Here is a 16486-nt window from a genome sequence, read left to right on the forward strand (position 1 = left end):
TTATCTACTTTCGAGCCTTATGACACTCTTGGCATAATAAGGGTAAGCGATAGATAAAGGGGGAGAAGCCGTGCCGCGTACAGTCAAGAATGTCATGAAGAACAAAGCATTCCTCTTTATGGTGCTGCCAGGAGCGCTATACTTTGTGATATTTGCCTATTTGCCTATGTTTGGCTCCATTTTAGCATTCAAGGACTTCCATATTAGTCCGCAAGGATTTTTTGCGAGCGTTTTCAATAGTAAATGGGTCGGTTTAAAAAACTTTGAGTTTTTGTTTTCCACCGATGATGCGTTTCTGATTACGAGAAATACGGTGCTTTACAATTTAGCTTTAATTTTTATTGGACTTGTATGTGCAGTTACGTTTGCGATTATTTTGAATGAGCTATTGAGCAAAAAGTTGGCGAAGATCTATCAAACAGCCATGTTTATGCCTTACTTTTTGTCCTGGGTCATTATTAGTTATTTTGCTTTTACCCTTCTTAGCGTAGATAAAGGGGTTCTGAACCGAATTATCCTTTCGCTGGGTGGGGAGAAAATCAGTTGGTATGCGGATACAACCTACTGGCCTTATATTTTAATCATAATGGGAATTTGGAAATCAGTTGGATATGGCAGCGTCGTTTATCTTGCCGCGATTACAGGGATTGATCGTTCCTACTATGAAGCTGCTATGATCGATGGGGCGACCAAATGGCAGCAGATTCGCTACATTACGCTTCCACAGCTGAAGCCGCTCATGATTATTTTGACCATACTTGCATTGGGGGGGATTTTCCGTTCCGATTTTGGGTTATTTTTTCAAATCCCTAAGGATTCCGGCGCTCTGTATGCAGTTACTAATGTGATCGACACGTTTGTTTACAACAGTTTGATTAATACGGGGGATATTGGCATGAGTACGGCAGCTGGCTTGTACCAGTCCGTAGTGGGACTAATCTTAGTCATGCTGGCCAACTACACCGTTCGTAAAATTGAGAAAGAGTATGCCGTCTTTTAACAGGAGGTGAGGAAGATGTCGCAAGTGACGACAGGGCAGGATTTGAACAAGATTAACTATACTTGGAACGTGATATTTAGTTTTCTAATTGGATTGTTTGCTTTATCCTGTGTGTTTCCCTTTTTATTCGTAATTATTATTTCGTTCACAGATGAGCATACGCTCGCTGTGGAAGGGTTCAGTCTCGTTCCTAAACAATGGAGCGCAGATGCCTACAAGTTCGTGTTCGAGTCGGGACATCAGCTGCTTCGTTCATTCGGAGTAACAGTGACCGTTACGGTTATCGGGACGTTGTTAACCTTGTTTTGCGTATCTACCTACGCTTACGCCATCGCTAGAAAAAACTTTACCTACCGACGGTTTTTCAGCTTTCTAGCTTTTTTTACGATGCTTTTCTCAGGTGGCTTGGTACCTTCTTATATCATTATGACGCAGTTTCTTCATCTGCAAAACACGATCTGGAGTCTCATTCTGCCATCGATTTTAAATGCATTTTACATCATCGTGATGCGAACATTTTTCCAAACGACAGTTCCTGATGCCCTCATTGAATCGGCCAAAATTGATGGAGCTTCGGAGTTTGGCATTTATGTCAAGATTGTACTCCCGATCTCGCTGCCAGGCATCGCAACCATCGGGTTATTCAGTACTTTAGGATTTTGGAACGATTGGTTTAACGCCTTGTTGTACATTGATGATCCGAAGCTTGTCCCGCTTCAAGCTATGCTTATGCGTATTCAAAATAATATGGATTTCATGGTCCAAAATAGCAAAAATCTAATTTCCTATGATGTTATGAGTTCACTTCCCACGGAAACGGTTCGAATGGCGATGGTTGTTTTGGCAACTCTACCTATTGCGATGGCCTATCCCTTTTTCCAAAAATACTTTGTGCAAGGTTTAACGATTGGCTCTGTCAAAGAATAACGTGAATTGTCCCTGCTTAGGCAGTGTCAATAGATGAGTTTGACTTAAAGGGGGAAAAGAACGATGACGAGAACGAAAAAAACATATCCAATAGCAATGGCAGCTTTGCTGCTTAGTTCTGTGGCATTGGCCGGATGCGGAACAGATAGTGGCAAGAGTGGTACTCCTGCTTCAACTAGCGAAGCTTCCGCTAAAGCGCCGGGTAATGATAAGGATAAGGATAAGCTTGATCCAGTTAAGCTGAAAATGTATGTGATCGGCGCTCCGCAGGGGGATATGAAGATGGTTCAGGAAGAAATGAACAAATATATCAAAGAAAAAATACATGCAGAAATTGATATTACACAAATTGATTACGGCGATTATACGAAGCGCATGCAGGTGATCACAGCTTCTGGTGAAAATTATGATATCGCTTTCACGAGTTCTTGGGCGTTCGATTATCGTCAAAATGTGGCGAAAGGGGTCTTTTTACCGCTGAATGAGCTGCTCGATAAATACGGTCAAGGCATTAAAGATACCTTAGATCCGCGGTTTCTCGCGGGGACCAAAGTTAACGGTAAAAACTATGCGATTCCTGTAAATAAAGAATTGGCGCAGCAATTCGTATGGCGCTTTAATAAAAAATATGTGGATAAATACAATTTGGACACGACCAAAGTACGTACGCTAGAAGATTTGGAGCCGCTTCTTAAGAAGGTCAAAGAGAGCGAATCCAAGGATATTATCCCACTTGCAGTACCGAAGGGCTTCAAGGCTTATCTGCCGTTCGATTATCTGTTTGATGACAATATTCCAATCGGGATGGCGATGAACACCAAAGACTTCAAGTTTGTTAATATGCTGGAAACACCTGAGATGAAAAGTTCCTTGAAGACGATTCGAGGTTATTATCAAAAAGGTTATCTCCGCGAGGATGTTGCTACCTTGGAAGGCATTGACAATATGAAGACAGGCAAGTGGTTGGTAGATCGAGAAATTACCCAACCCTATGCAGAGAAAGGCTGGTCCAGAAGCGCTGGTTACGAGATCGTAACCTCTGCGATGCATGAACCGATTATTTATACTGGCTCCGCTGCCGGATCTATGCATGCAATCTCCGCGAACTCCAAAAATCCAGAACGGGCGATGATGTTTCTGAATCTCTTAAACACGGATAAGAAGCTGCGGAATATGATCCAGTCCGGTATCGAAGGCGTGCATTATAAGAAGCTTTCAGAGAATGTCATTGAAGACCTTCCAGCTATGAAAGAGCGCTATGCGATGCCTGGATTCGCTTTGGGTAATATGTTCTTAACGTATCTTCATGCGGATGAGCCTGCTGACAAATGGGATGCTTTCAGTAAATTTAACAAGTCGGCGGTCGTTGCGCCAACATTCGGCTTTAACTTTGACCCGACTCCGGTCAAAACGGAAGTTGCGAACATCACGAATGTGGCGAAGGAATTCATGCCAGCAATTTATACGGGTTCAGTCGATCCAGACGCCTATGTAGGGAAAGCGATGGAAAAGTTAAAATCGGCGGGAATGGATAAAGTGATTCAAGAAGCTCAAAGACAATTTGATGAGTGGAAGAAATCAAATCCATAAGGAGCGATTTGTCCTGTAAGGCTTGTGGGAGACGGTTGTACATGATACCGTTTCCCTTCTTTAAAGGAGGTTTAGCTTACCTAGAAGGATGTTTGATTACTTGACAACATTGGAGGGTTATTAATGAAGAAATATGGATTAAGTCTCATGTTCTTGCTTGTGATCTGTCTTGTCGTGCCCTTAGCTGTTTCTGCTAAACAGCCGCAATCCTCGTATTGGTTCCCCGATCAATTGCTGCAATGGAACCCGAAAAGCGATTCAGATGCTGAGTTTAATCGAAGCATGATCCCGCTGCAGGAGCGGTTTATGGGGAATAAAGTGAACCCGAACGCTTCTAAAGATGCCAAAATCGCAGCACTTTCTGCTATGAATAAAATGACTAGCGGGGTGCCTTCACAGGGCTCGCGCAAGTTTGAATCGAACACCTTCTCCTACTGGCAGTATGTGGATAAGCTCGTATATTGGGGAGGCTCCTCTGGTGAAGGCATCATAGTTCCCCCAAGTGCAGATGTGACGGATGCTGCTCATAAGAACGGCGTTCCGGTGCTGGGAACCGTTTTCTTCCCGCCCAATGCGTATGGAGGGAAATTCGAGTGGGTACAGCAATTTCTCAAACAAAATCAAGATGGCTCATTCCCGATGGCAGATAAGTTAATCGAAGTTGCTAAGTTTTATGGTTTCGATGGTTGGTTCCTCAATCAGGAAACGCAAGGGGCCTCGGCTAGCGATGCTAAAAAGATGCAAGCATTTATGACGTATATACAATCTCACAAACCAGCAACCATGCAAGTCATGTGGTATGACTCGATGACTTCAGACGGCAGCATCGATTGGCAGAATGCGTTGAACGACAAAAATGCGATGTTTTTGCAGCAAAATAAGAAACCAGTTTCCGATAGTATGTTCCTCAACTTTTGGTGGAAGGAACTCGATTCTTCTGCGAAAAAAGCTAAAAGCTTAAATAGAAGCCCTTATGATCTTTATGCGGGGATTGATGTGGAGGCGAACGGGTACAACACGAATCTTCCATGGCAGACGTGGTTTCCTGAAGGGAAGTCGCCTGTAACCGCTCTTGGTATTTATCGCCCAGATTGGGCTTATAACACCGCCGATAACATGGAGGATTTTTTTGCTAGAGAAAGCCGTTTCTGGGTCGGTGAGAAGGGTGACCCTAGTCATACGCAAACCGCCTCTACCTGGAAGGGGATTGCCAATTATGTGATTGAGCAAACCCCTGTAAATAAACTCCCGTTCACGACAAATTTTAATACAGGCAGCGGTAAGCAATTCTATGTAGAGGGTCAACGAAGCAGTGAGCAAGCCTGGAACAACCGCAGTCTTCAAGATGTGCTCCCGACATGGCGTTGGCTGACTGAGAGCAAGGGCCAAGCGTTGAAAGCGAGCTTTGATTGGTCGACAGCTTACAATGGGGGAAGCTCTCTGAAGGTTGAAGGAAAGTTGAGCCCAGAGAATGCGACTCATTTGAAGCTGTATCAGACAGATCTTCGCGTTGACGCTCGCACCCAATTGTCTATTACGTATAAAACAGAGCTTTCCCCAGCATTGAAAGTGGGGCTCGCCTTCGCGGATCATCCTGACCAATTCATGTTCTTGGATGTGAAAGACAGCATAAACAAAGACTGGACTACAGCCTCATTTAACCTTACGAAATACGCAGGGAAGCGGATTGCTGCTATCTCTTTGAACTTTGATTCGACAAAGACAGTTGATCATTACTCTATCTCTATTGGTCAATTGTCCGTTAGCAATGTGAAGGACGCAGAAGCTGTTTTACCTGCTGTCAAAGACCTGAAAGTGCTAGCAGCAGATTACAGAGACGGAATTTATGGAGACGCAAGGCTTCAATGGAATCCTTTAGGTAAAAATGAGACGTCTTATGATGTGTACCGAGTTTATCCGGATGGTAAAGAGGAATGGCTTGGCGCTACGCCCAATCACGTATATTATGTGCCTGAAATGAAAAGAGCAGGGAGAGAGAACCAAACCATTCTAAAGGTTGTGGCGGTGGATGCTGCGAATCAGCGAGGCAAATCAGCGGAAGTTGTTTACACATGGCCAGCATATCCGAAGCCTGTCGCTCAATTTAAGACTGATCGTACATTACTCGCACCGGGGGACAAAGTTTCTTTTAATGACTTATCTTCGGAAGTGACAGAAGACTGGGCTTGGTCCTTTGAAGGGGGTACACCTGCAGCAAGTACGGATAAAAATCCGGTTGTTACTTATCAACAAGAAGGGACATTCTCTGTAACATTGACAGCAAAGAACAGTGTTGGGGAGCAAAGCCTTACGAAGACGGCCTTGATTACAGTAACCAAGCTGGCTTCTGGCGGTGTGAAGAATCTGGCTCTAAATAAAACCGCGACAGCAGACGGGGCTTGCGGGCCGAATGAAACAGCCTCCCGGGCAGTCGATGGGAAAGTAGCGGATAACAGCAAGTGGTGTGCGAACAGCAGTCAGCCTCATTGGATCACCGTTGATCTAGGTGGCGCGCACCTGATCAGTGAATTCATTATTAAACATGCTGAGGCTGGAGGCGAAGCGGCAGCATTCAATACAAAGGATTACAAGCTTCAAATCAGCAACGATGGTAGCACTTGGACAGATGTCGTGTCCGTAGTAGGCAACACTTCAGGAGAGACGAAGGATGCCATTTCCTTAACTAAAGCGCGATATGTGAAGCTGAATATCTTAAAAGCGACGCAAGGTGGGGATACGGCTGCTCGTATCTACGAGTTAGAGGTAAACGGATTGGAATAATACCAACTAGCCTAAAGAATGGAGCCTTGGAAACAAGGCTCTGTATGCATGTTGAGCGTCTAACTAGTAGTCTTCGAAATCTCCATAGGTGATCTCCTTGAATCTTTCTTTCCATGGGGAGATAGCGGGGATCTGTTCGAAAAGTTCGTTTGCTTTTTGAATGCAAATCGATTGTATAACTCGGGCATATTCTTTGCAGCCTGAATCGTCTATATAGGTTAATAGCTCCTGTTTCTGCTTCAACAGATCTTCCTTGGTGATCTTATTCTCATAATAATCCTTTAAGCCTTGAAAGGAGGAATCATCGATTGAAAATAAGTACAGGATCGGCAACGTCATCTTTTTCGCAAACAGGTCATTTTTTAAATCATATCGTGTGAAATCCTTGATATCATTCTGAATTTGATGAATAAGACCGATGCAATCGGCTAAATCGTTCATTTGTTGAATCGTTTCCGCTGTGCAAGGCAAGGAAGAGTAGCCCATGTAACAGGCAAGTCTAAAGAGAGAGCCGGATTTCTCTTGGACCATCATTAAATAATCATCCACGGTTAGAATGCTATTGTTTAAATCTTTCTGTTGGCCGTTAATCGATCTAAACAGAAGTTTGCTTATTTCAGAAAAGATTTTCTCTTTTTGCTCTTTTCCAATTAAGAGTTCTAACTCCCCAATAAAGCCGGTAATAAGAGCTAAAATGGCATTTAACGTGTAAGGTTGTGGACATTTCATCCAGGGTTTGTTTTCATTATCTTGATCCTGTAGATCATCAATAATGTCAAATGATAACAAAATAAGCTCCGTAGCGGCTGAGATTCGATCGATGTTTGGTGAATTCCCTCCTAACATCAAGTGAGTTTGTCGTGTAATCTCCGACCAGAGGCTTTCTTCCTTCTCTTTTTCCTGAATAAATGATTTAAGCAGTAAGTTCAAATCCTCAACAAAGACATGTTCATCTATAATTGTCATCATTTCTAAAAGCACATCTTGCTCCAAAGCCGCTGCCTCCCTATAGTGTTAAGCATTATTTTCTTTGAACAAACTTTTCGACGGCCTCAATTTTGGATTTTGCGCCTAATTTATCGTAAACCTTTTTCAAATAATTATCGATCGTTCTTCGACTCATATGGATCTGTTCGGCAATTTGTTCATGTGTGTAGCCTTTGACAAGCATATTCATCATCAGAACTTCTTCCTTTGTAAGTTGGGCTCTCTCACCAACCTTTTCGTTATTCAGACTAATGTTTCGGAAGAGAGCGATTGGAAGTATAGTATGGTTATCTAAAATGCAGTTCACCATATTCTTAATCGTTCTCACACTGGATTCCTTAGATAAAATCCCGCTTATTTTCATATCAATAAATTTATTGAATAAATCGGTAACGTCTATCCCCGTGAAAATAATAATATGGATGTTCGGATATAGCTGTTGAATTTGTCGGGTAACTTCCGTGCCAGATTGATCAGGAAGTTGGTAGTCAAGAAATACAAAATAAGGTTGGTGTTCCGCAAGCATTTCCATACATTGCTTCGCGTTCCCAGCTATACCTATCACTTCAATGTTATCGATCTCTTCCAAAAGATTTTTAGTCGCTTGTGCGAATAAAGGATGATCATCGACCACAAGTGCTTTCACAGAACTAACATTTTCACTCATGCGGAAAGGGCCTCCTTCATAGGGATTGTGATCTGAATCTTCACTCCGCTGTCTTTGGCTGAATGTAATTGAAACTGTCCATTCAAATAATGGACACGCCCTTTCATTTGTTCCATACCGATTCCAGAATTACCGATATTCGGATTTGTGATAGCTTCGTTTTGAAAACCGATACCGTCGTCTTCATAAAGCAAATAAAAAGATTGATTCCTTATGCTCATATTAAATGTGACTTGAGTAGACTGTGAATGCTTCTTCGCATTATTAAGCAATTCCTGCACAATTCTAAAAATATGCCGTTTTATGATTAACTCTTTTTTTTCAATGGCCTCTGCATTTTCGGTAAGAAATTGGATATTAAAGGAACTGTACGGCGCTTCTTCATCTAACAATTTTTCAACCGTGCGGATGAGCCCCATTTCGCTGAGCATATACGGATTAAGTTCAAAGCAATTTTGTCGTAGATTCGTATTAATTAATTCGATGAAATTGATCATTTCATGTAATTGCTCTAAATCTTCGTCTTTCATAGAATATTTATGGATTAGAGACGTCAGCCTTCTTTTAAGAAAAAACAAATCTTGCATTGTCGTATCGTGAAGGTCGGTAGCAATGCGAATCCGTTCCTCCTCTTGGAGTTCGAACACAAGTTTGCGAAACCATTGAATATCTCGGGCTCCTTGTTCACTCGGTAGTTGCGAAGCCAATTGCTTTAATTTTTGTGTCAACTTTCGCATCAAATGAATATTTTCTAAACTGATTGCCAAATAAGCAGTAATTAAGTGAAGCCATTGAAGCTCTTCCTTGCCGAGCAGCGTATTCGTTTTCTTTCTTGTCAGGATCAAATAACTCGTATATTCTTCATGTCGATTAATCTCGATGTTCGTATAGGAGGTATGGTTAACGAGAGAGGATGTGCGGATAAGTTTTTCGACCTCATCTGGACGAATATTTCCTTCATAAATGGTTTCGATTGTATCCTTGTACTGAAATACAATCGCCCCGCCTTGGACTTCTAGTGTTTCGACAATATCCACCAAGATCAAATCTTTCAGCTCACGAAAGCTTGAAATCATCTCCAAGCTTAGGGACATCTTTTTTAACGCAGTTCGTAGAATATACTTTCTTGGAAACATAAATGATTCTAATCTTGTTGTGAAATATTCTGCTGAATAAAGGATCGTTGCGACAAGAGCAACGGAAGTGAAAAGAATGAAAAAGAGATGCTTGAGATCCGCCTCATCAGGAAATATGAGAGCAAATAATCCTGTAAATAGGCTGCATGGAACCAGAGCGATAATAATGGCAAATAAAATGCGCCTTAACACAACGCTAATATCGTAAAGTTGATCTGAAGCAATGAGGTAAGTGAAAGAAATAGGTAGAAATAAGATGAATATGCTGGTGTAACTGTTCACAATTGTTTCATAACCGATTAGTAATTTTGGAAGGACAGACAAGCAGACAAAGGGCATGAAAGAGATTAGCATGCAGATCAACACGCTCTTAATAATCGTGGCTAAAGGTGACTTTTCTTTCCTGTGATTAAAGTAGATGCGGGATAATATGAAAATATTAATTAACAAAATGATCGTAAAAAATATCAACACCTGTGGAGAACCAGGAAGACGAATTATTTTAGAGATTGAAGGAATTAAGCAAAGCAGGGTATATACGGTTTCTGAAATTACGATGGCATAGAGATATTTTAACATGCGCGTAGGCAATTCCAGATTCCCTTTTTCTTTGAAAAATACAAACAAGAAGTGCAAAAAGATAACCTGCAAAGCCATCATGAAGGTTTCAATTAACAAACCGCCGATTGGATCAGTTCTAATCGATGCACCTAAACTGATCCATATAGTTCCGCAGGTTAGAAATACAAATGAGAGCATGCGAGCGGAAGGGGAATGCCGCATTTTCGTAGCAAGTAATAAGGTCATAAACAAACTCAGCGCTCCCCCAACTAAGGGAGCAATATTTAAGGTCGTTATTGCGTCACTCTTATCAATAACGACCTCTCGCTCAATACCTTCCCTAGAGATCTTGATATTGTGAGCCTGTTCAATCACTCTGCTTTTGCGAATAGAGGGGAATTCGTCAGGGGTTTGCCCATCAACTTTTAGAATTCGATCCCCTACCTGTAGATCTAGTTTCGCGCTGACTCCTTCAGAGTCTAGCTCCTTAATTAGCCATTCTTCTTGTTGATTAAGTTCTGTGTAAATTCCGATGAATGGAAATCGAATGGTGATAGATAGACACCATAATAAGCACACAGCAAGAAGAACAAAACTTATGCGAAATGACATTTTTTTCATGGAAAGGCTCCTTTGGAAGTCTTCTTTTGCTATACTAAGTAGAGTAGTGCATCTTATGAGAAAGGAGTGTGTCTTTACATGCTTGCTATTCAGTTATCGCCTCAATTGTCTCAGGTTGTAAGAAGAATGAAAGAGATGAGTTTGAATGAAAAAGAGACCGCTTACGCAATGAAGGGGTGGATATCCTCCCAGTCGCTGCTTCACGTCGAATCGGAAGCTATTACCAGCGCGTTTCATCTCAGTGCCAAGACGGCAAAGAAAGAACCGAAGGAACCATACTCACAATGGCGTCCGTAATGCAACAGTATTATTTTACCAAAATGTAAAAGGATTGTATATTAGTGTCTCTACTAATATACAGTCTTTTTTGTCGTTTCTACGAGATTGCATTTCTAATTTTTCCAATAAATGCATATTTACGCAAGCGATTTGCATATTTGCGCAAAAAAAATGCGATGAATACATGGGGTGTTTAATTGTATGATGGAAGTATAAATTTGGAATATTAGGGTGTGGATGGGATGGAAGGAAAGCAATTCGACCAAGTATTGATCGATGTTATAAAAGCGCATATTACGGAGTTTCACTTACCGCCTCCAGCAGTCATTCATGCATCTTGGGTGAAGATGAAGGAAATACTTATGAAGAATTCTATGCATGTCTCAATTGAAATAACTAACCATTCTGAGTACAGTATTTAATACGACGATATCCCTGCAAAAGAACTTCGATTTATCTCTTGTTCGGCATTGCGCTAGTGGCGACGATGTCTTTTTCTGTTATCATGAATAATTTCACATTTGACGTGAAAAGCATTCCCCTAACGATAGACTCCTTATATGGAGGCCCCCAATGTCTCGATCCTTCTGTACGCCAACGTAAACTTGTACACGTTTTTTGTGGGAAGCCCCAATCAAATCGTGTATATCTTTGTATGAATACGTACATTGTGTTAATCCTCTGGTTTATCAAAAAAACTCAATCATCGTTATTAAACAGTAAAAAGCGATTAGAGCGACGCAGGATGGCGCTCAGGCTTTGGACAACGGCATGTTTTTCAAGGTAATGATACCGATTTTAGTGTTGATCTCGAACAACGTGCCTTCTTCCAATTCTTTGGCGTTTCTTTCGTCACGAAAGAAACGCCAAAGCCAATTTTGGCTAAGTGAGCTTAGCGCTTGACGTACAGAAATTGTTGACGCAAGATGGAGTATAGGCACGTGTTATTTCAATGCCAAGCCGAGAGCTGTTCGAGCAGCAGTCTATTGTCGCTCCGTAGGTAAAGGCTAATGTGGTCATTGAGATGGCCTATCCCACTGGATGGGAAGAGCTTACAGACGGCGATAGTTTTGTCGTTGGCATTCGCAAGTTTGGCGCATCCGCCAAGGCGGATAAAGTCATCCGTGAGTATGGTTTCACAGCAGAAGCGATCGTACAACAAATCAAGATGAAGTATTTCCAATAATCATCCATCATGGGGAAAAGGTAGGGATACGAGATGAAATTGTTTATCGACACAGCTAATGTAGAGGAAATTCGCAAGGCCCACGAGTTAGGCGTTGTCGCAGGTGTGACAACGAATCCTTCGTTGATTGCTAAAGAAGGAAGAGACTTTTTTGAAACGGTGAAAGAGATTATTTCCATCGTCGGCGATGTGCCGATTAGTGCAGAAGTCATTTCACTCAAAGCGGACGAAATGGTAGAGCAAGGAAAGAAGCTGGCAGAACTCGGTTCGAACGTAGTTATTAAGCTTCCGATGACACTGGATGGACTCAAAGCGACGAGTGTGTTTAGCAAGTTGGGAATCCCAACGAACGTTACCTTGATTTTCACTTCCACGCAGGCGCTTCTTGCAGCGCGCGCAGGAGCGACTTACGTTTCACCTTTCATAGGGCGATTGGATGATATTAACCAAGTTGGGATCAATCTCATCAAAGAGATCAGCCAAATTTTCCAAGTTCACGGTATCAAATCCGAAATTATCTCGGCTAGCGTACGTCACTCTGCTCACGTAATAGAAGCAGCGCTTGCAGGGTCACATATTGCAACTGTGCCTTATAAAGTCATTGAGTCCATGAGCAAGCATCCTTTGACAGATGCGGGTATTGAACGCTTTTTAGCAGATTGGGAAGGCGCTAAGCAAAGTAGCTTCTAAACGTAAAAGCCATTAACAAGCATAGGAACAAGGAATGCTCTGTTTGACTGTTAGCGCAGCCAGGCAGGGCTTTTTCGTGCATATGGTGCTTGCAGGAGGGATTGCTGGAGTAGCTCAAGGCGAATCAATCAGGTAATATTATAGGTAAGAGGATTACTACCATTTAAAGAGAGGGTTTTTACCATGATTATTAGCGACATCCGGAACTACGAGCAAGAACGTCATCTGTGGCCACCTGCGGTCCAAAGAGGCATCGATTATATTTTATCCCACAGTTTGGGAGAGGCAGAGTTAGGGAGATATCCGCTTGAAGGAGAGGGTGGCGACCTCATGTTTGCCAATGTACAGGAAAGTGTGACGCGTCCGACCCATGAGCAGATGCCGGAATCCCATGCGGTCTATACCGATATTCAATTTCTAGTAAGTGGTGAAGAAAGACTTTGTTTCTATAAGCTGCATGATGATGTCAAAGTGGTACAAAATAATTTTGAGTCGCATGATATCGCTTTTTACGAGTTGGCCGATACGCAGCTTGAAACCGACATTATTTTAAAACCGGGCATGTTCGCAGTCTGCTTTCCTTCCGACATTCACCGACCGAACTGTTCTGTTACTGCAGAAACAACGAACAAAAAAATTGTCGTCAAAATTCATAAGGATCTGCTGAAGCTGTAGAATCCCCAACCGAAACTTTCTAAAGCCATTTCTTTTGATTTGAAGATCAAAGCACGTACCCTGCTGATTGAGGGCGGTACCATTGTACGGGGGCTGCCCCCAGTTGACGGTGTGAACTGAAATTTTTGAATGGTAGAACATGCGGATTCAAATATTCGCTGTTCACATAACGCTATAAAGCATAAAAAAAACGTTAGGGTTTTTGAATCACCTTAACGTTTTTTATGCTTGTTTCATGTTCCCATCATTCGCGCTTTTTTCCAATTACCGAATCGATAGTACAGCACATTCAGCGTTGCGGCAACGGTGAAGCTGAGCGGGAAGGTCCACCAGATCGCATCTAATCCGTACGTATGCCCAATATATGTCGCAAGGGGAATTCGTACGATTAACAGAGCAATGAAGGAAACGACCAACGGGAATACGACGGCCCCAGACGATCTGACAACACCAGCAACAACATTGAATATACCGAAAATAATGAACGACCACAGTGTAATATTGTTAATGTGTACGCCAATGTCAATGGCTCTGCCATCCGTAGGAAGGAAGAGGCCCACAGTTTCACGGTTAAACAAGTGAAGGATGCCAACAAGCAGTCCAGTTAAAATAATGTTAATGCTTACCCCCGACCAAGTGATTCGGTTGACACGATTCCATTTACCTGCGCCAATATTTTGTGCAGCCATCGAGGTAACAGCACCGCCGATAGCCATTGCTGGCATTTGAACATAGCTTGAAATTTGCATCGCCACGCCGAAAGCGGCAGTCGATTCTGATCCGAAGGAATTGACCAAATGAATAAGAAATAAGTTGCTCAGCGATACAACCACCATATTCAACCCCATTGGCAATCCCTTCTGAATTAACGTGCGGATAATCGTCCAGTTCAGTCGAAGCAGGTGGGTGTCAGATCGGGTGATACGCAGAAAGTATTTTTTTCGATAAAGATAAAGTATTAGCAAAACGAAGCTGACCAGTTGAGCGATAAAGGTGGCGACAGCCGAACCGGAGATCCCCATTTTCGGAAATGGCCCCATTCCATGAATCAACAGCGGATTGAGCACAACATCGAGGGCGGCAGACAGCAGTAAGAAATAAAAAGGCGTCTTTGCATCTCCCGATCCTCGCAAAATAGCCATAATCAAATTGAAGCCAAACATAAACGGAACACCTGCAAACATAATGCGGGTATAGGAAACTGCGAGATCCTTCACATCAGCAGGTGTATTCATCCAATCCAAAATCGTAGCTGAAAAGAAAAAGCCAATAAGAGAGACAATAATAGAAAGAACGAAGAAAAAAACAGTGCTTGTACCCACGACTTTTTTCGCTTCGCCAACCTTTTTTGCGCCTAGATTTTGGCCGATGAGAATAACGGCAGCCATCGCAATTCCGAATATAGCGCTTATCAAAAAAAACATGATAAGGTTGGCGTTAGAAGTAGCGGCAAGAGCGCCCTCTCCAAGAAATTTGCCAATCCAAATGGAATTGATTGAGCCGTTCAATGTTTGCAGCACATTACCTAGAAGAATCGGTAAAGAAAATAAGAATAGCGTCTTTGCAATAGGGCCTTCTGTTAAAGAAGGCCGTGCTTTCTTCAGATCGTTTCCACTCATGTAGCTCTCCTTATCGTCGCAAAATGCGAAAATTTTTCTATAAGGAGTATATCAGTTTTCATCCTATTTCAGAAATTGTTGCTCCTTCCGAAGTCGGCCATCCAAAACAAATGGTCCGAATGGGAGGAAGGCGGCGATGACAGCGATCACCACGCGTTTTAGCGGCCAACGGTGAGTGAGGGTAACCACAGCAACAGCAATCAGATATAAGACGAATAGGACGCCGTGAGCCATTCCGAATAGGCGTACAGCCTGTGGGAGATCCATAAAGTATTTGAGCGGCATAGCGATGCCAAGCAGCAGGAGGAAGGAACAGCCCTCCGCTAGACCGACATAGTGCAGGAATTTTAAAGAACGTTTAAGCATCGTGTACAACCCCTTAAAAAGTAGATGTAAGTCAATTGCTATTAGTGTAGGACTGAATTATGTACTCTGTATGAACAACAGGTTTCAAAATAGGGTATAGGCTTATTTTATTTAATCAATCTCAACTATTGGACACTCTCTCTTTTTTTTAGTACCATATTAATAGATAGCGATATAGACTGTTATGTACGTCAATTCGCTTACAGGTTGTATGAGGTAGGGGGAATTCCGATGCTTCGTCTTGGTGAAAAAATAATCGTGATTGCCGATAGTTTGGAACAGAATCTGCCTATTGGTCAATATGGATATATTATCGCTTATGATCGTAATGCGGATAACATTTTCGATTATGTTGTACGTGTGCCCAAAGATAATAAGCATTATTATGTGCCTGCGGAAGACATTGAGTTGGAAGAAGTTCTTCTTAGGCAGGAAGCGGATCGAATCGAAAAAGAAGCACTCCTTGATTACGCGTTAGCAACGAAAAATGAGGAGATGTTCCGCAAAATCATGAACGGAGATTCCTTGGAAGCCGTTCAGGTGGAACAGAACAAGGAAGTGCAATCGAGCGAAGAATTTATTAAACAAATCGGCCTGAAGGCTTGGATTTAATACATCCCTGTGAAGAAAACCCGTCTAGTATTCGTACTAGACGGGTTTTTCTGTCTTCTGTTGCAACCTCTTTTTGTCTGTAAACAGAGAAATAGCAAAATCTTGCTTTTTTACTCTTGATAAAATTAGGAAAGGGTGGTATATTAATTTCCGAACATAAAACTAAAATAGTATTTCAGTTCTGAGGTGCGATGATGGATCCGAAAAAGTTGATGATTATGGAATCTGCTAAAAAATCTTTTTCGCTGTTTGGGTATAAAGGGACAACGATGGATCAGATCGCTAAAATCGCAGGTGTCGGAAAAGCGACGATCTATACGTTTTTTGCTAATAAAGAAGAGCTGCTTCATGAAATTGTTCAGTCATTGGTTGCTGAAATGAAGGCAGTGGCTGAGAAGTCAATAACGGAAGGCACAACGCCCTTCGAAAAAATTCATGGCGCTATCTACGGCATTCTTGTTTTCCGCAAAGAGCATGAGCTTTTCATTAGGCTTGCGCATGAAGTTCATCAATATGGAAGCCAAGTCACGCTGGATGCGATGGCCAGCATTGAAACTGAAGTTGTTCATTTTATGAGCCAGCATATTGGGCGGGCTATACATAATGGAACGATGAAGGCATGCGATCCGAAGATGACAGCCTTTATTATGTTTAAACTTTATGTGGCTCTGGTGTTTGACTGGGAGAAACAAAACACGCCTTTAACGAATGAGCGGATCTCCGAGTTATTGCAGCTATACTTTGGTAATTTTTTAAGCGTATAACTATTTATTTTAACGGGGGAAAAGT

At 42.2% G+C, this 16486-nt stretch carries 16 protein-coding genes; 11 read left to right on the forward strand and 5 right to left on the reverse strand.

Features of this window, described 5'->3' with window-relative positions; all coding sequences use genetic code 11:
• Positions 1-94: 94 nt before the first annotated feature.
• The 4 genes from GK047_RS24345 to GK047_RS24360 all read left to right on the forward strand — a co-directional run bounded on the left by GK047_RS24345 (position 95) and on the right by GK047_RS24360 (position 6298).
• Positions 95-1000 (forward strand): ABC transporter permease, encoded by a 906-nt coding sequence (locus GK047_RS24345; protein ID WP_205516965.1) that lies wholly within the window; start codon positions 95-97, stop codon positions 998-1000.
• A 15-nt stretch (positions 1001-1015) separates the two neighbouring features.
• The gene (locus tag GK047_RS24350; RefSeq protein WP_163952640.1) at positions 1016-1927 is read left to right on the forward strand and encodes a carbohydrate ABC transporter permease; all 912 of its coding nucleotides are present in this window, start codon (positions 1016-1018) and stop codon (positions 1925-1927) included.
• A gap of 63 nt (positions 1928-1990) precedes the next feature.
• Complete coding sequence (locus GK047_RS24355; protein WP_163952642.1) at positions 1991-3517, forward strand: ABC transporter substrate-binding protein; 1527 nt, start codon at positions 1991-1993, stop codon at positions 3515-3517.
• Between the two features lie 123 nt (positions 3518-3640).
• The gene (locus GK047_RS24360; RefSeq protein WP_163952644.1) at positions 3641-6298 is read left to right on the forward strand and encodes an endo-beta-N-acetylglucosaminidase; all 2658 of its coding nucleotides are present in this window, start codon (positions 3641-3643) and stop codon (positions 6296-6298) included.
• 63 nt (positions 6299-6361) lie between these two features.
• On the opposite strand, the gene GK047_RS24365 is transcribed toward GK047_RS24360, so the two are convergent.
• The 3 genes from GK047_RS24365 to GK047_RS24375 are packed head-to-tail and all read right to left on the reverse strand — an operon-like array spanning position 6362 to position 10270.
• Entirely contained in the window at positions 6362-7267 is a 906-nt protein-coding gene (locus tag GK047_RS24365; protein WP_163952646.1) for a polyprenyl synthetase family protein, read from the reverse strand.
• Positions 7268-7319: 52 nt separating this feature from the next.
• On the reverse strand, positions 7320-7952 hold the full coding sequence (locus tag GK047_RS24370; protein WP_163952648.1) for a response regulator transcription factor: 633 nt from the start codon (positions 7950-7952) through the stop codon (positions 7320-7322).
• Entirely contained in the window at positions 7949-10270 is a 2322-nt protein-coding gene (locus tag GK047_RS24375; protein ID WP_163952650.1) for an ATP-binding protein, read from the reverse strand. Before GK047_RS24375 ends, GK047_RS24370 begins: the two co-directional genes overlap by 4 nt.
• 78 nt (positions 10271-10348) lie before the next feature.
• Here GK047_RS24375 and GK047_RS24380 point away from each other — a divergent pair, with 78 nt between their 5' ends.
• The 5 genes from GK047_RS24380 (at position 10349) to GK047_RS24400 (ending at position 13100) form a co-directional block, all read left to right on the forward strand.
• On the forward strand, positions 10349-10567 hold the full coding sequence (locus GK047_RS24380; protein WP_163952653.1) for a hypothetical protein: 219 nt from the start codon (positions 10349-10351) through the stop codon (positions 10565-10567).
• Between the two features lie 224 nt (positions 10568-10791).
• Positions 10792-10971, forward strand: a complete 180-nt coding sequence (locus GK047_RS24385) for a hypothetical protein (RefSeq protein ID WP_163952655.1) — start codon at positions 10792-10794, stop codon at positions 10969-10971.
• Between the two features lie 590 nt (positions 10972-11561).
• Entirely contained in the window at positions 11562-11735 is a 174-nt protein-coding gene (locus GK047_RS24390) for a transketolase-like TK C-terminal-containing protein (protein WP_205516958.1), read from the forward strand.
• Between the two features lie 33 nt (positions 11736-11768).
• Positions 11769-12425: a fructose-6-phosphate aldolase gene (fsa, locus tag GK047_RS24395; RefSeq protein ID WP_163952659.1), complete on the forward strand. Its 657-nt coding sequence runs from the start codon at positions 11769-11771 to the stop codon at positions 12423-12425.
• Positions 12426-12608: 183 nt separating this feature from the next.
• Complete coding sequence (locus GK047_RS24400; protein ID WP_163952661.1) at positions 12609-13100, forward strand: NanQ anomerase/TabA/YiaL family protein; 492 nt, start codon at positions 12609-12611, stop codon at positions 13098-13100.
• A 233-nt stretch (positions 13101-13333) separates the two neighbouring features.
• On the opposite strand, the gene GK047_RS24405 is transcribed toward GK047_RS24400, so the two are convergent.
• Together GK047_RS24405 and GK047_RS24410 are read right to left on the reverse strand one after the other, a co-directional pair.
• Positions 13334-14719 carry an MATE family efflux transporter gene (locus GK047_RS24405; protein WP_163952663.1) on the reverse strand — a complete coding sequence of 462 codons (1386 nt, stop codon included), beginning with the start codon at positions 14717-14719 and terminating at the stop codon, positions 13334-13336.
• Between the two features lie 63 nt (positions 14720-14782).
• Positions 14783-15085 (reverse strand): DUF3817 domain-containing protein, encoded by a 303-nt coding sequence (locus GK047_RS24410; RefSeq protein WP_163952665.1) that lies wholly within the window; start codon positions 15083-15085, stop codon positions 14783-14785.
• A 231-nt stretch (positions 15086-15316) separates the two neighbouring features.
• On the opposite strand from GK047_RS24410, the gene GK047_RS24415 reads away from it, so the two are divergent.
• Positions 15317-15697: an ATPase gene (locus GK047_RS24415; RefSeq protein WP_163952667.1), complete on the forward strand. Its 381-nt coding sequence runs from the start codon at positions 15317-15319 to the stop codon at positions 15695-15697.
• 194 nt (positions 15698-15891) lie between these two features.
• Complete coding sequence (locus GK047_RS24420) at positions 15892-16461, forward strand: TetR/AcrR family transcriptional regulator (RefSeq protein ID WP_481856053.1); 570 nt, start codon at positions 15892-15894, stop codon at positions 16459-16461.
• Positions 16462-16486 lie beyond the last annotated feature (25 nt).

This window comes from Paenibacillus sp. SYP-B3998 (genome assembly GCF_010820665.1).
Lineage (GTDB): Bacteria > Bacillota > Bacilli > Paenibacillales > NBRC-103111 > Paenibacillus_E.

Coding starts and splice junctions, on each gene's coding strand:
- GK047_RS24345 (WP_205516965.1), top strand. CDS start 95: ATGAAGAACAAAGCATTCCTCTTTATGGTGCTGCCAGGAGCGCTATAC.
- GK047_RS24350 (WP_163952640.1), top strand. CDS start 1,016: ATGTCGCAAGTGACGACAGGGCAGGATTTGAACAAGATTAACTATACT.
- GK047_RS24355 (WP_163952642.1), top strand. CDS start 1,991: ATGACGAGAACGAAAAAAACATATCCAATAGCAATGGCAGCTTTGCTG.
- GK047_RS24360 (WP_163952644.1), top strand. CDS start 3,641: ATGAAGAAATATGGATTAAGTCTCATGTTCTTGCTTGTGATCTGTCTT.
- GK047_RS24365 (WP_163952646.1), bottom strand. CDS start 7,267: ATGATGACAATTATAGATGAACATGTCTTTGTTGAGGATTTGAACTTA.
- GK047_RS24370 (WP_163952648.1), bottom strand. CDS start 7,952: ATGAGTGAAAATGTTAGTTCTGTGAAAGCACTTGTGGTCGATGATCAT.
- GK047_RS24375 (WP_163952650.1), bottom strand. CDS start 10,270: ATGAAAAAAATGTCATTTCGCATAAGTTTTGTTCTTCTTGCTGTGTGC.
- GK047_RS24380 (WP_163952653.1), top strand. CDS start 10,349: ATGCTTGCTATTCAGTTATCGCCTCAATTGTCTCAGGTTGTAAGAAGA.
- GK047_RS24385 (WP_163952655.1), top strand. CDS start 10,792: ATGGAAGGAAAGCAATTCGACCAAGTATTGATCGATGTTATAAAAGCG.
- fsa (WP_163952659.1), top strand. CDS start 11,769: ATGAAATTGTTTATCGACACAGCTAATGTAGAGGAAATTCGCAAGGCC.
- GK047_RS24400 (WP_163952661.1), top strand. CDS start 12,609: ATGATTATTAGCGACATCCGGAACTACGAGCAAGAACGTCATCTGTGG.
- GK047_RS24405 (WP_163952663.1), bottom strand. CDS start 14,719: ATGAGTGGAAACGATCTGAAGAAAGCACGGCCTTCTTTAACAGAAGGC.
- GK047_RS24410 (WP_163952665.1), bottom strand. CDS start 15,085: ATGCTTAAACGTTCTTTAAAATTCCTGCACTATGTCGGTCTAGCGGAG.
- GK047_RS24415 (WP_163952667.1), top strand. CDS start 15,317: ATGCTTCGTCTTGGTGAAAAAATAATCGTGATTGCCGATAGTTTGGAA.
- GK047_RS24420 (WP_481856053.1), top strand. CDS start 15,892: ATGGATCCGAAAAAGTTGATGATTATGGAATCTGCTAAAAAATCTTTT.